The sequence below is a fragment of the Mycobacterium sp. NTMscope_MAC_12 genome, from assembly GCF_976985675.1.
The window spans coordinates 2,052,191-2,065,421 of the sequence record NZ_CDRJYY010000001.1 but is presented as its reverse complement, the minus strand read 5'-3'; the positions used below and the strand labels follow the sequence as shown (position 1 = coordinate 2,065,421).

The 13,231-nt window shown below is 67.1% G+C and carries 14 protein-coding genes; 6 read left to right on the top strand and 8 right to left on the bottom strand.

Annotation, left to right across the window (positions count from 1 at the left end; translation table 11 throughout):
• Positions 1-46 precede the first annotated feature (46 nt).
• Positions 47-652: a hypothetical protein gene (locus AC0KS4_RS09475; protein ID WP_225326858.1), complete on the top strand. Its 606-nt coding sequence runs from the start codon at positions 47-49 to the stop codon at positions 650-652.
• 7 nt (positions 653-659) lie between these two features.
• Here AC0KS4_RS09475 and AC0KS4_RS09470 read toward each other — a convergent pair whose 3' ends face one another.
• A complete protein-coding gene (locus tag AC0KS4_RS09470) occupies positions 660-2,465 on the bottom strand; it encodes a hypothetical protein (RefSeq protein WP_238957930.1) in 1,806 nt (601 codons plus the stop codon).
• A 34-nt stretch (positions 2,466-2,499) separates the two neighbouring features.
• On the bottom strand, positions 2,500-4,329 hold the full coding sequence (gene arc / locus AC0KS4_RS09465) for a proteasome ATPase (RefSeq protein WP_225326860.1): 1,830 nt from the start codon (positions 4,327-4,329) through the stop codon (positions 2,500-2,502).
• Positions 4,330-4,647: 318 nt separating this feature from the next.
• On the opposite strand from arc, the gene lppK reads away from it, so the two are divergent.
• Complete coding sequence (gene lppK / locus AC0KS4_RS09460; RefSeq protein WP_225326861.1) at positions 4,648-5,286, top strand: lipoprotein LppK; 639 nt, start codon at positions 4,648-4,650, stop codon at positions 5,284-5,286.
• 8 nt (positions 5,287-5,294) lie between these two features.
• Entirely contained in the window at positions 5,295-5,594 is a 300-nt protein-coding gene (locus tag AC0KS4_RS09455) for a DUF503 domain-containing protein (protein WP_225326862.1), read from the top strand.
• Here the strand turns inward: AC0KS4_RS09455 and trmI are convergent.
• Positions 5,591-6,436, bottom strand: a complete 846-nt coding sequence (trmI, locus tag AC0KS4_RS09450) for a tRNA (adenine(58)-N(1))-methyltransferase TrmI (RefSeq protein WP_238957929.1) — start codon at positions 6,434-6,436, stop codon at positions 5,591-5,593. The two genes, AC0KS4_RS09455 and trmI, sit on opposite strands and share 4 nt — an antisense overlap.
• Before the next feature lie 74 nt (positions 6,437-6,510).
• Here trmI and AC0KS4_RS09445 point away from each other — a divergent pair, with 74 nt between their 5' ends.
• Positions 6,511-7,362, top strand: a complete 852-nt coding sequence (locus AC0KS4_RS09445) for a RecB family exonuclease (protein ID WP_238957928.1) — start codon at positions 6,511-6,513, stop codon at positions 7,360-7,362.
• 49 nt (positions 7,363-7,411) lie between these two features.
• On the opposite strand, the gene AC0KS4_RS09440 is transcribed toward AC0KS4_RS09445, so the two are convergent.
• The 5 genes from AC0KS4_RS09440 to AC0KS4_RS09420 all read right to left on the bottom strand — a co-directional run bounded on the left by AC0KS4_RS09440 (position 7,412) and on the right by AC0KS4_RS09420 (position 11,204).
• Entirely contained in the window at positions 7,412-8,782 is a 1,371-nt protein-coding gene (locus AC0KS4_RS09440; protein ID WP_238957927.1) for an FAD-containing oxidoreductase, read from the bottom strand.
• On the bottom strand, positions 8,779-9,297 hold the full coding sequence (locus tag AC0KS4_RS09435; protein ID WP_238957926.1) for a DUF4126 domain-containing protein: 519 nt from the start codon (positions 9,295-9,297) through the stop codon (positions 8,779-8,781). The genes AC0KS4_RS09440 and AC0KS4_RS09435 overlap by 4 nt, the downstream gene beginning before the upstream one ends.
• Before the next feature lie 119 nt (positions 9,298-9,416).
• On the bottom strand, positions 9,417-10,271 hold the full coding sequence (gene hisG, locus AC0KS4_RS09430; protein WP_225326867.1) for an ATP phosphoribosyltransferase: 855 nt from the start codon (positions 10,269-10,271) through the stop codon (positions 9,417-9,419).
• A gap of 2 nt (positions 10,272-10,273) precedes the next feature.
• Complete coding sequence (locus tag AC0KS4_RS09425; RefSeq protein ID WP_009953388.1) at positions 10,274-10,555, bottom strand: phosphoribosyl-ATP diphosphatase; 282 nt, start codon at positions 10,553-10,555, stop codon at positions 10,274-10,276.
• Positions 10,556-10,601: 46 nt separating this feature from the next.
• The gene (locus AC0KS4_RS09420; RefSeq protein ID WP_238957925.1) at positions 10,602-11,204 is read right to left on the bottom strand and encodes a TetR family transcriptional regulator; all 603 of its coding nucleotides are present in this window, start codon (positions 11,202-11,204) and stop codon (positions 10,602-10,604) included.
• A gap of 304 nt (positions 11,205-11,508) precedes the next feature.
• Between AC0KS4_RS09420 and AC0KS4_RS09415 the strand changes: the two genes are divergently transcribed.
• Together AC0KS4_RS09415 and AC0KS4_RS09410 are read left to right on the top strand one after the other, a co-directional pair.
• On the top strand, positions 11,509-12,351 hold the full coding sequence (locus AC0KS4_RS09415) for an MlaE family ABC transporter permease (RefSeq protein ID WP_225326870.1): 843 nt from the start codon (positions 11,509-11,511) through the stop codon (positions 12,349-12,351).
• A 1-nt stretch (position 12,352) separates the two neighbouring features.
• On the top strand, positions 12,353-13,216 hold the full coding sequence (locus AC0KS4_RS09410; RefSeq protein WP_014711536.1) for an ABC transporter permease: 864 nt from the start codon (positions 12,353-12,355) through the stop codon (positions 13,214-13,216).
• Positions 13,217-13,231 lie beyond the last annotated feature (15 nt).

The window sequence follows — 13,231 nt, the reverse complement described above, 5'->3', positions numbered from 1 at the left end:
CGCGTTTGCTGTTGACGTCGCTGACGGCGGTGATTAGCTTCACGGGATGACCGACCTATCCGGGAAGCGTTACGGCGAAGTGCTTCTCGTGACCCCCGGGGAGGCCGGACCGCAGGCCACGGTTTACAACAGCTTCCCGCTCAACGACTGTCCGGCCGAGCTGTGGTCGAAGCTCGACGCCCAGGCCATCGCAAAAGAACACGGGGCGGCCACGGCGTTGCTCAACGGTCCGCGCTACTGGCTGATGAACGCCATCGAGAAGCAGCAGCAGGGGCCGCAGATCACCAAGACCTTCGGCGGAATCGAGATGATTCAGCAGGCCACGGTCCTGCTGTCGTCGATGAACCCCGCGCCCTATACCGCCAATCAGGTCAACCGCCACACGGTCTTCGTCTTCAACCCGGGTGAAGAGGTCTACGAACTCCTCGATCCCGGCGGGCAGCGCTGGGTGATGCAGACCTGGAGCCAGGTCGCCGATCCCACACTGTCGCGCGCCGACCTGCCCGGCTTGGCCGCCCGGCTCAACCTGCCGCACGGGTGGGCCTACCAGCCGCGCCGGTTGACCGAGGAGTTGCGGGTGGACACCCGGACCCGTACCGCTCACGTCACGCAGGACGACTTGACGAACAGCTACTCGCTCCAGTTGGACTGACGCCGCGTCACAGGCGGTTTGCCATCCAACTCTGGTGCCGCACCGCCGCTTTGCGCGCGGTCTTGGCCAGCGCTCGGTCCGGCAGGTGACGGCCGAGCGCGTCGAGGACCAGCGCGGTCTCCGGCGCCGGATGACGCCAGATGTCGTCCAGCAACTGGGACGGGTCGGATAAACCAGCGAAGAGGCTGCACAACTCCTCGGGCGACTCCAACGACTCCGCGAGGACGTCGACGAGCACGGCAACGTCGACGAAGCTCGCGAGCGTCTCGGCGTCGGCGCGGTCCCGCTGGATCAGCCAGAGCGCGGCGTGGCCGGCGACCGGGCTGTCCAGCAGCTGACGAACGAAGGGTTCGGCGACGTCGAGGTCGAACTCGTTCAGGGCGACGAAGCCCATCGTCCGGCCGGCCGCGGTCTCCATGGTCGCGGCCGCCTCGGTGACCATCTGCACCCGCTCGGCGGCCGGCCGGTCGGACCGCCAGTTTGCTATCAACGGCACTTGAGTGTCCTTGCCCACCAACAACATTGCGCCGATCAGGTCCGTCGCATCCCAGTCGTTGATTCGGTCGAGACGGCGCAGCGCGAACCCGGCGTCCTCCAGGTATTCCGGCACGACGTGACGCCCCAGCGCGGTCAGTGCCACAGTCCCACCGGTCCAATTGCTAGGCCCAAGCGGCTGCCGCCGTTCGAGGGCGTCGGTCCAGTGCACCACACCGGCCTGCCGCAGAACGTCGAAGAGTCGGCCCATGTCGTCCTCGACGTATGCCTCCAGCGTGTCCTCCTCGTCGGCATACCAGCGCGGCGACGGCCGTTGCGCGGCAACCAGCGCGTGCACCCACTCCAGCAAGGATTCGAAGGGAAGTTTCGCGCCGTCTTGCAGCAGCGGCGCCAGCCAACACGCGATCCCGTCGTCGAGCAGGTCGTGCATGACGTTCTGCTCGGGATAGAGCTGCGCCGAATGCAACGACCGCAACGGACGTGACAAGAGGATCGCCGCGAACAGCGACTCCGCCCGCTCCACGGGCGAGCGCGTCCCCCACTCCTGCCCCGGCAGCACCCGGTGGCGATGCACGTCCACCGCGCCCGCCTCGATAGCCACTTGGATGAGGAAATTCAGGCGCCGCAGCGCCGCCGTCGACCGGGCCGGATATTTCAGCTCGCCCAACTCGAAATCCAACACGTCGCCGGTGTCGAGGCGCTCCACCAGCGCGCGACCATCAGCAAGTTCGAGTTCGCCCTTGTCGGTGAGCGGCTTGCCGTCCGGCCCGAGATAGTCGCGCAAGGCATCGAGTTTGGCGAGCAGCGGGACCGCCGTCGCGGCGGCCGCCAGGTCGGTCGCGGACGGCGGAACGTAGAGGAACGGCAGTTCGAAGGGCTCCGGCGCGTCGCCCGGGTCCGGAAGATCCTCGACAACGGTAGGGTCGCGTGCTTCGGCCAGCAGGGTCGGTGCAAGGTCGTCGGCCAGCCTGCGCAACCTCGCGGCGCGGTCGGCACCGCCGACCAGACGCCCCGTTGCCTCCATGAAGTCGACGTATACGCCGACCGCGAAGCACAGGCTGACGGCGTCCTCCGGCCGGCCTTCGAACCGTCGCGGACACCACTCCAGCAAAAATTCCGCGATATCGCCGGGCGCGAAATCGTCGAGAACACCGGTGGAGTCGAAGTAACGCCAGTCCAGAAGGACGGCGACGTCGGAGACGACCGCCTCCCGGTCCGAGTCGAGTCCGGCCCACCAACCGTCGAGCTCGTCCAATAGCACGCCACGAACCTGGTCGTAGGCGTCGTCGTCACCCGGAGCCTCAAAGCGGAGCCGCACGGGTGCGACGCTAGCCGGTGGCGCCGACAAATGTTTACAAGTACTGACCCAGGTTCGACTCGGTGTCGATGGCCCGCGACGCGCTCGAGCTCTTGCCGGTGACCAGCGTGCGGATGTAGACGATCCGCTCGCCCTTCTTGCCCGAAATCCGCGCCCAGTCATCGGGGTTGGTGGTGTTGGGCAGGTCCTCGTTCTCGGCGAACTCGTCGACGATCGAGTCGAGCAGATGCTGGATGCGCAGGCCCGGTTGACCGGTTTCCAGCACCGACTTGATCGCGTTCTTCTTCGCCCGGTCGACGACGTTCTGGATCATCGCCCCGGAGTTGAAGTCCTTGAAGTACATGACTTCCTTGTCACCGTTGGCGTAGGTGACCTCCAGGAACCGGTTGTCGTCGATCTCGGCGTACATCCGCTCGACGACCTTTTCGATCATCGCCTTGATGCAGGTGGTGCGGTCACCACCGAACTCGGCGAGGTCGTCGGCGTGCAGCGGCAGCGCCTCGGTCAGGTACTTCGAGAAGATGTCTTGCGCCGCTTCGGCATCCGGCCGCTCGATCTTGATCTTCACGTCGAGGCGCCCGGGCCGCAGGATGGCGGGGTCGATCATGTCCTCGCGGTTGGAGGCGCCGATCACGATGACGTTCTCCAGTCCCTCCACACCGTCGATCTCGCTGAGCAGCTGCGGGACCACCGTCGTCTCGACGTCCGAGGACACCCCCGTGCCACGGGTGCGGAAGATCGAGTCCATCTCGTCGAAGAACACGATCACCGGTGTGCCTTCCGACGCCTTCTCGCGGGCGCGCTGGAAAATCAGCCGGATGTGGCGCTCGGTCTCGCCGACGAACTTGTTCAGCAGCTCGGGGCCCTTGATGTTCAAGAAGTACGACTTGGCCTCGCGGGCGTCGTCGCCGCGCACCTCGGCCATCTTTTTGGCCAACGAGTTCGCGACCGCCTTGGCGATCAGCGTCTTACCGCAACCGGGCGGACCGTAGAGCAGCACACCCTTGGGCGGACGCAGCGCGTACTCCCGGTACAGCTCCTTGTGCAGGAAGGGCAGCTCCACGGCGTCGCGGATCTGCTCGATCTGGCGGGTCAGGCCGCCGATGTCCAGGTAGCTGACATCGGGCACCTCTTCGAGCACCAGGTCCTCGACCTCGGCCTTGGGGATGCGCTCGAAGGCGTAGCCGGCCTTGGTGTCGACCAGCAGCGAGTCGCCCGGGCGCAGCTTGCGGGGCCGGGTGTCGTCGTTGAGAGCGTCGGGATGACCGTCGGGCAGGTTCTCGGCGACCAGCGGCTCGGCGAGCCAGACGATGCGTTCCTCGTCGGCGTGGCCGACGACCAGTGCCCGGTGCCCGTCGGCCAAGAGCTCACGCAGCGTGGAGATCTCGCCGACCGACTCGAACGTGCCCGCTTCCACGACGGTGAGAGCCTCGTTGAGGCGAACGGTCTGGCCCTTGCGCAGCAGCCCGACTTCGATGTTCGGCGAGCACGTCAGGCGCATCTTGCGGCCGGACGTGAACACGTCGACCGTGTCGTCCTCGTGCGCCCCGAGCAGCACACCGTAGCCGCTGGGCGGCTGCCCCAGCCGGTCGACTTCCTCACGCAACGCCAGCAGTTGCTGGCGGGCCTCTTTGAGGGTCTCCATCAACTTCGAGTTGCGGGAGGCGAGGGAGTCGATGCGCGCTTCAAGCTGATGCACATCGCGGGCGGAGCGGGCGCCGCCTTGCGTGCCGACCGCATGATCGAGTTGCTCGCGCAACATCGCGGCCTCACGGCGTAATTGCTCCAACTCGGCCTCGTCGGCGCTGGACATGTCTGATTCGTGGGGGGTTCCGAATGCTTCAGAACGCTCTGAGCTACCCATCTTGCGCTCCTTTCCCACCCCGAATTGGCGCGGCGGATACTTCAACGCTACCGGCGATTGACGATTGATGTGCGTAGTCAAATACCCACGAAAAGTTAAGATTTTCGTCACGCTGGTAATCTCGGCCACTAATCGTGATGATCGAAAGGGCCTTGGGAGGTGGCAGAGTGACCGCAAAGAGCCTCGCCACAGGCTCGCCTCGCGTCGCAGTCACCGTCGGCGCCGCCGGTGTGACTTCAGTTGCACCCATCGGCCCGACCTTAGCGACATCGCTCCCACCCGAAGCGGCCAGCGCCGCCTAGCCGGCCGACCGACTGGATGCACCGACCACTGTCCGTAGCGCTCAGCACCGCCACCGTCCTGGCGGCGGTCGGGCTCGCCGCGTGTTCGTCGAAGCACCCTGCGAGCGAGTCGTCGACCGTCTCTTCGCTGCCACCGGCCACGTCCAGTCCAGTTGCCGCGCCCGTCACGGCTCCCCTACCACCCCCCGAAGCACTCACCGACGTCCTCGCCCGGCTGGCCGATCCGAACGTCCCCGGCGACGCCAAGGTGAGCCTGGTGGAGGGCGCCACGCCGGAGAGCGCGGCCACGCTGGACAAATTCACCAACGCCTTGCGGGACAACGGCTACCTGCCCATGACATTCGCCGCGAACGACATCGCGTGGTCGGACAAGAACCCGTCGAATGTGAAGGCCAGCATCGCCGTCCACACCGCCCAGGCCAACAACGCCAACTTCACCTTCCCGATGGAGTTCGCACCCTTCCAAGGCGGCTGGCAGCTCTCCCGGCGCACCGCCGAAATGCTGCTGGCCCTGGGCAAGTCGTCGGCGGCCCCGACGTCCGGAGCTCCCGCGGGCCCGCCCGAACCCGCACCGCCGCCCCCGGAATCCCCCGCGCCACCGGCCCCGCCGCCGCCCCCGCCCGAACCCGCTCCCTCCCAGAACCCACCAGGTTGACCCGCGGAATGTGGATCGGCTGGCTCGAGTTCGACGTCTTGCTGGGCGACGTTCGCTCACTCAAACAGAAGCGATCGGTGATCCGTCCCGTCGTCGCCGAATTGCAGCGCAGGTTCAGCATGTCGGCGGCCGAGACCGGTTCGCATGATCTGTATCGACGGGCCGGCATCGGCGTCGCCCTGGTCTCCGGTGATCGCGGCCACGCGGTCGACGTCCTGGATGCGGCCGAGCGGCTGGTGGCCGCGCATCCCGAGTTCGAGCTGCTGTCGGTGCGACGCTCGCTGCTGCGCAGCGACGATATGGACTAGCCGTCGCGGCCCACGCGCTTGCGCCCCAGCGGCGCGGGCGCAACCACCCCGGGCGCAAGCCGTCGCGTGAAGATCAGGAAAGCCGTGTGCCCCCGCATCGAATGCTGCGGCCGCACCGCGAGCCCGACGACGTTCCAACCGCGTTGCAACGTCTCCCAGGACCGCGGCTCGGTCCAGCACTGCTGCGCCCGCAACGCCTCGACGGCGCGTGACAGTTGGGTGACGGTGGCCACATAGATCATCAGCACCCCACCGGGGGTCAGCAGCCGCGCGACCGACTCCAGCACATCCCACGGCGCGAGCATGTCGAGCACGGCGCGATCGAAGGATCCGTCCGGCAGCTCGGAGTCGGCCACATCGCTGACGATCAATTCCCAGTTGTCCGGCACGGCGCCGCCGGAGAACACCGACACGTTGCGTTCGGCGTGTTCGGCGTGGTCGGCGCGCTGCTCGTAGGAGACCACCCGCCCGCCGGGCCCGACCGCGCGCAGCAGCGAACAAGTCAGCGCGCCCGAACCGGCGCCGGCCTCCAGCACCCGGGCCCCGGGGAAGATGTCGCCCTCGTGGACGATCTGAGCCGCGTCCTTCGGGTAGATCACCTGCGGCCCGCGGGGCATCGACATCACGTAGTCGATCAGCAGGGGCCGTAGCACCAAGTACGCGGCGCCGTTGCTGGACTTGATCACGCTGCCCTGCTCGAGCCCGATGACCGCGTCGTGCGGGATCGACCCGCGATGGGTGTGGAACTCGGCGCCCTCGGCAAGCACCATCGTGTAGTGCCGACCCTTGGCGTCGGTGAGCTGAACACGCTCGCCCACGGTGAACGGGCCGGTTGCGGACACGCGGTATAGCGTGCCAGCCGACTCGCCCCCTCGGGTGCTTGGGGGTTGTCGGCGCCCGGTCATAGGCTTCCGACATGATCGTCCAGCCGGAGGCCCCGCAGTCGGTGACGGGCCCGGCGCGGCAAGTGTCCCGCCCCGCGCTGTCACCGTCGCGCGCCGCGGACTTCAAGCAATGCCCCCTGCTGTACCGGTTCCGGGCCATCGACCGCCTGCCCGAGGCCCCGTCGCCGGCGCAGCTGCGCGGATCGCTCGTTCACGCCGCCCTCCAGCAGCTCTACGGGCTGCCCGCCGCGCAGCGCGGCCCCGACACCGCCATGTCGCTGGTGCAGCCCGCGTGGGAGCAGGTGATGGCCGCGACGCCGGAGCTCACCGCCGACCTGGACCCGGCCCAGCACACCCAGCTGCTGGCCGAGGCCCAGGCGCTGCTCGCCGGCTACTACCGCCTCGAAGACCCGACCCGTTTCGACCCGCAATGCTGCGAAGAACGCGTGGAAGTCGAACTCGCCGACGGCACGCTGCTGCGGGGCTTCATCGACCGCATCGACGTCGCGGCCACCGGAGAACTCCGGGTGGTCGACTACAAGACCGGCAAGGCGCCACCGGAAGCGCGGGCCCTGGCCGAGTTCAAGGCCATGTTCCAGATGAAGTTCTACGCGGTGGCGCTGCTGCGGTCGCGCGGTGTGCCGCCCACCCGGCTGCGGCTGATCTACCTGGCCGACGGCCAGGTGCTGGACTATTCACCGGACCACGCCGAGCTGCTGCGCTTCGAGAAGACCCTGATCGCGATCTGGCGCGCCATCCAATCCGCCGGCCAGACCGGCGATTTCCGTCCCACCCAGTCGCGATTGTGCGACTGGTGTCCCCACCAGCAGCTCTGCCCGCTTTTCGGTGGAACACCGCCGCCCTACCCGGGTTGGCCGGAATAATTTGACGCGCACAGTGATTCACGCTCGAGCGAGCCGGCGGCGTAGCAGTCTAGTCGAGCGCCGACATCTCCTGCAGCACGGTCGGAATGAGCTCGCTGACCGTGGGATGGATGTGCATGGTGCGTGAGAGCGTGGTGTAGGGCGCGTTGGCCGACATGACGTCCAGGATGCAGTGAATGGCCTCGTCGCCGCCGACCCCAAAGATGGCGGCCCCCAGGATCTCCTCGGTTTCGGCGTCGACCACGACTTTCATGAAGCCTTGTGTCTCACCCTTTTCGACCGCCCGGCCGACCCTGGTCATCGGCCGCTTGCCGACGAGCGCCTTGCGTCCCGACGCGCGAACCTGATCGACGGTCAGGCCGGCGCGGCCCAGCGGCGGGTCGATGTAGAGCGCGTAGGTGGTGATGCGGTCGCTCACCCGCCGCGGGTCGTCATCGAGCAGATTGGCGGCGACGATCTCGAAGTCGTTGTATGACGTGTGGGTGAACGCGCCCCTGCCGTTGCAGTCGCCCATCGCCCAGATGTGCTCGACGCTGGTCTTGAGCTGGTCGTCGACCACGATGTAGCCGTGGGCGTCGGTCCGCACACCGGCGGCTTCCAGACCAAGGTCGTCGGTGTTGGGGCGCCGGCCGACTGCCAGCAGCAGGTGACTCCCCCGGACGGGAGCGGCGCCGTCGCGGGGGGTGATCTCAAACCCGTTGTCGGTCTTGGTGATTCGCATGTCATCAGCACCGACGATGATGTCGATGCCCTCGGCTCGCAAGATGTCTTCGATGGTGGCCGAGACGTCCTCGTCTTCGCGGGACGCCAACCGCGGGCCACGCTCCACCACCGTCACCCGCGCCCCGAAGCGCCGGTACATCTGCGCGAACTCCAGCGCGATGTAGCTGCCTCCCACGATGACGAGATGCGTTGGCAGCGTGTCGAGTTCGAGGATGGACACGTTGGTGAGGAACTCGACCTCGTCCAGGCCCGGGATGTCGGGCACCACGGCGCGGCCGCCGACGTTGAGGAAGATGCGCTCGGCGCGCAGCACGTCGTCACCGACCCGCACGGTGTGCGGATCGGTGAATACCGCGTGCCCGCGGACGACGGTGCAGCCGTCCATGCCCTCGAGCCAATCTTCGACGCCCTTGCGATCGCCCAGCATGATCTCGTCCTTGCGGGCCTTGACTTTCGCCATGTCCACGCTGATCTCGCCGGTGCCGACGCCGTAGTCCGCGCCGCGCCGCGCCAGGTGCGCGGCGTGCGCGGAGGCCACCAGCGTCTTGGTCGGGATGCATCCGGTGTTGACGCAGGTGCCGCCGATCAGTTTGCGTTCGACGATCGCGACGCGCTGCCCGGCTGCCGTCAGCCGCCCCGCCAACGGCGGGCCCGCCTGGCCCGCACCGACGATGATCGCGTCGAAATGTTCTGTCACTTAACCGCCGTCAGCAGGTACTCCGTCAGCACGTGGCCCGTCACCGCCACGATGACGAATCCCCCGACGATCGCGACCACGTCCTCGAGCAGCGCGATGGGCAGATCCTTGCCCGCCACCGCGGCCAGCCGCTTGCGCGCCTGGTAGCCGCCGAGGGTGCCGAGCACCGCGCCGATGACGCCGGCGCCGAGCGCGGTAAACGTCCAGTGCGGCCAGGCGCCCAGCGCCGCCCCCGCGAGACCGCCCGTGACGATGCGGGCCGCGAAGATCGGCGCCGCCGTGCGGGCCGGGGTCTTGGGCAGCTTGTCGTTGATCAGTTCGCCGACGGCGAGGACGGTGAAGACCACCACCGCGACGATGCTTCCCATCCACGACGCCCAGGTGCCGTGCAGGTCGATCCAACCAAGAAGAGCGGGGGCGGCGGCCCAGGCGACCAGGGCGGGCGCCGTCAGCGAACGCAACCCGGCAACGACGCCAATCAACAAAGCCAGCAACACAACAAGCGCGTGAGTCACGAAGACCTCCTGGAGGACGAAACAGCCGGCGACCTTTTCAGGGACGGCCCACACGCCAACCCGGGCAATCCCCCGAGGCGGACGCTAACACAGCCGCGGCGGTCGCACCGCGTGTGCAATCAGAACCGGCAAAACCTGATATCGGACGCCAGAATCGCCTTGGCGCCGATGGCGGCCAGCTCATCCATGATTTCGTTCACGCCCCGGCGCGGGACCAGCGCCCGGATGGCAACCCAATCCGGATCGGCCAGGGGCGCAATGGTCGGCGACTCCAGGCCCGGCGTGATCGCGGTGGCCTTGTCCAGCACCGAGCGCGGGCAGTCGTAGTCGAGCATCAGATACTGCTGGCCGAAGACCACACCCTGGATGCGCGCCACCAGCTGATCGCGCGCGGCCTGCGTCCCGGACCGGCTGCTGTGGTCGCTCTCGATCAGCACGGCTTCCGAATCGCACAGCGGATCACCGAACGCCACCAGGTTGTGCAGGCTCAGGGTGCGCCCGGACCCGACCACGTCGGCGATGGCGTCGGCGACACCGAGTTGCACCGAGATCTCCACCGCGCCGTCCAGTCGGATGACGGTCGCCTCAATACCGCGCCCCGCCAAGTCTTTTCGCACCAAGTTGGGGTACGCCGTGGCCACCCGCTTGCCGGCCAGATCGGCGATCTTCCAGTCCCGCCCGGCCGGGGCGGCGTAGCGAAAACTCGACGACCCGAATCCCAGCGCCAGACGTTCCCGCACCGGGGCGTCGGAATCGCCCACCAGGTCGCGCCCGGTGATGCCGAAATCCAGCTCGCCCGAACCCACATAGATGGCAATGTCTTTGGGCCGCAGGAAGAAGAACTCGACCTGATTGGCCGGGTCGATGACGGTCAGGTCCTTGGAGTCGGTGCGGCGCCGGTAGCCGGCCTCCGCCAAGATCTCGGTGGCCGGCTCGCTCAGCGTGCCTTTGTTGGGAACCGCAACCCGCAGCATGGTCACAGCTTCCGATACACGTCGTCGAGGGACAGCCCGCGCGCGACCATCAGCACTTGCGTCCAGTAGAGCAACTGGCTGATCTCCTCGGCCAGCGCGTCGTCGGGTTCGTGTTCTGCGGCCAGCCACACCTCGCCGGCTTCCTCGAGGATCTTTTTACCCAGCCCGTGGATGCCGCCGTCGAGCGCGGCGACCGTCGCGCTGCCGGCCGGCCGGGTGCGGGCACGCTCGCCGAGTTCGGCGAACAGATCCTCGAAGGTCTTCACGGCCAGCGATTGTTTCACGCGGCGGTCGGCAAAGTCACGGCGGTTTCGGTCGGGGCCGCCCGGTTCAGTCGAATCCGGCGAGAGTGAGCCGCAGCGCTTGTTCCAATTGTTCGTGAAAAGCCGGGCTTTCGCCGATATCCGAGGACAGCCACCCGTCGAGGACGAATTGGACTGTGGCCAAACTGGTGTGGACCAACAACGCGGGTCGAGTGTCGACCCCCGCATCGACACCCATCCGGTGAGCGACTTGCTCGATCAGCGTGCCGTGATCGGTTTCGCTGACCAAGACGGATTTGCTCAACAGGTGGGGCGCGGTGGCGACGGCGTGACGCCAGGTATCGAGGTTGGCGACGTTGCTGACATCCCTGGCGTGCGTGACGAACAGCTGGATCAATGCTTCGACCGGTGACTCGTGTGGCGGCCGGGCGCTGTACGAACCCACGATCTCGGCGGCCGCCTCCCGAACGGGATCGACGAGCAGGCCCTCCTTGGTGGGCGCATACCGGAAATACGTGCTGATGGAGACCCCGGCGGCCGACGCGATGTCCTCGGTCGTCACCGCCTCGAAGCCCCGCTCGGCGAAGAGCTGGTGCGCGGTCTGCTGGATCTGGGAAAGCAGCTCAGCACGGCGTCGGTCCCGCAACGAACCGGTGTTTGCTGAGGGCATGCCATCACCTTCGTCAATCCGACATTAGAACCCCGCGATGCCGTCCAGCGACGATCTCAGATGAGGGACTCTACACTATTGAAAGTCCCTATCAAATAGGCTAGTGTGATGCAGCACACACCGATGAACTGCAGAGTCTTGGCGCTTGTTGACACTATTTTAATAAAAATAGGGTTCCAACGGCTACCCAACGGCCTCTGCTCGGCGCTCAGGACTTAGGGGTGGGAAGAGGGCCGATGAGCGGTAGCTGGTACGCGATGACCTGTGCCACGGGTTTGCTAGACCGACCGCGGGTCGCGCCGCTATGACGACGGCACAGCTTGACGGCGTTGTCGCCATCCGGAACTGGTCGGTCGGGTACGTCAGACGTCATCCGGTCGCCTCGCTGACGACGGTGGGCGAACAGTTCGTCCTGGGCGTGCGCACCGTTCAATATTTCTTCGTCGACCTGATCACCGGGCGATTTCAATGGCACGAATTCGTCCGGCAGGGCGCGTTCATGGCCGGCACCGCGGTGCTACCGACGATCCTGGTCTCGCTGCCGATCAGCGTCACCCTGTCCATCCAATTCGCGCTGCTGGCCGGCCAGGTCGGCGCCACCTCGCTGGCCGGCGCGGCGAGCGGGCTCGCGGTCATTCGGCAGGGCGCGTCGTTGGTGGCGGCGGTGCTCATGGCGTCGGCCGTCGGGTCGGCCATCACCGCCGATCTCGGTTCGCGCACCATGCGCGAGGAAACCGACGCGATGGAGGTGATGGGGGTCTCGGTGATCCGGCGCCTGGTTGTCCCCCGCTTCGCCGCGGCGGTGATGATCGGTGTGGCCCTCACCGGCGTCGTGTGCTTCGCCGGATTCTTCGCGAGCTACATGTTCAACGTGTACTTCCAGAACGGCGCGCCGGGCAGCTTCGTGTCGACGTTCGCGTCGTTCGCGACGACCGGCGACATGATTCTCGCGCTGCTGAAGGCGATCGTGTTCGGCGCGATCGTGGCCGTCGTGTCCAGCCAAAAAGGCTTGTCCACCAAGGGCGGACCGACGGGCGTCGCGAACTCGGTGAACGCCGCCGTCGTCGAGGCGATCCTGCTGCTGATGATCGTCAACGTCGCCATCAGCCAGCTCTACATCCTGTTGTCGCCCAGGACGGGGCTCTGACGTGACGGCCTCGGCGTATGAGCCTTTCGCACCGATTTCGACGCCGCTCGTCCGGCTCTACCGCAGGGGCAAGGTGCCGATCATCCGGCTCGGCCATCTGCTGGTCTTCTTCGTCCGGGCGGCGGTCGCCGTGCCGCTCGCCGTGCGCCAGTACAGCGGCGAATTTCTGCGGCTCCTGTCGAACATCACCTGGGGCAACGGCTCGATCGTGGTCGGTGGCGGCACCGCCGGCGTGGCGGTGGTGCTCGGCATGACGGTCGGCGCACTCGTCGGCATCGAGGGCTATAACTTCCTCGACCTGCTCGGCCTCGGCCCGGCCACCGGGTTCGTCTCCTCGTTGGTCAACACCCGCGAACTGGCGCCGTTGATGGCATCGCTGGCCTTCGCCATGCAGGGCGGTTGCCGCTTCACCGCCCAGCTGGGATCCATGCGCATCGCCGAGGAGATCGACGCATTGGAGTCGATCGCGATCCGCCCGATCCCCTACCTGGTGACCACCCGGCTGATCGCCTCGGTGGTGGCGATCATCCCGCTGTACGCCGCGTGCCTGGCGATCGGCTACCTGAGCACGCAAGTGGTGGTGGGGATCGGCAGCGGTGGCTCGACCGGGTCCTACCTGCACTACTTCACGCTGATGCTGGCCGGCCAGGACATCGTCTACTCGTTGATCAAGGCCGTCATCTTCGTGTGGATCGCCTCGACGATCCAGTGCTACTACGGGTATTACGCGAGCGGCGGACCCGAAGGCGTCGGCGTCGCCGCGGGGCACGGCATGCGGGCCAGCATCACGGTCGTGATCATCGTGAACATGCTGCTCACCATGGCGCTGTGGGGCGTCGACTCCGGCGCAAGGTTTGGCGGTTAGGCCCGTGGCTAGGTC

Excerpts from the sequence above, each read along its gene's own strand:
- AC0KS4_RS09475 (WP_225326858.1), top strand. The coding sequence starts at position 47 with ATGACCGACCTATCCGGGAAGCGTTACGGCGAAGTGCTTCTCGTGACC.
- arc (WP_225326860.1), bottom strand. The coding sequence starts at position 4,329 with ATGGGTAGCTCAGAGCGTTCTGAAGCATTCGGAACCCCCCACGAATCA.
- lppK (WP_225326861.1), top strand. The coding sequence starts at position 4,648 with ATGCACCGACCACTGTCCGTAGCGCTCAGCACCGCCACCGTCCTGGCG.
- AC0KS4_RS09455 (WP_225326862.1), top strand. The coding sequence starts at position 5,295 with ATGTGGATCGGCTGGCTCGAGTTCGACGTCTTGCTGGGCGACGTTCGC.
- AC0KS4_RS09445 (WP_238957928.1), top strand. The coding sequence starts at position 6,511 with ATGATCGTCCAGCCGGAGGCCCCGCAGTCGGTGACGGGCCCGGCGCGG.
- hisG (WP_225326867.1), bottom strand. The coding sequence starts at position 10,271 with ATGCTGCGGGTTGCGGTTCCCAACAAAGGCACGCTGAGCGAGCCGGCC.
- AC0KS4_RS09420 (WP_238957925.1), bottom strand. The coding sequence starts at position 11,204 with ATGCCCTCAGCAAACACCGGTTCGTTGCGGGACCGACGCCGTGCTGAG.
- AC0KS4_RS09415 (WP_225326870.1), top strand. The coding sequence starts at position 11,509 with ATGACGACGGCACAGCTTGACGGCGTTGTCGCCATCCGGAACTGGTCG.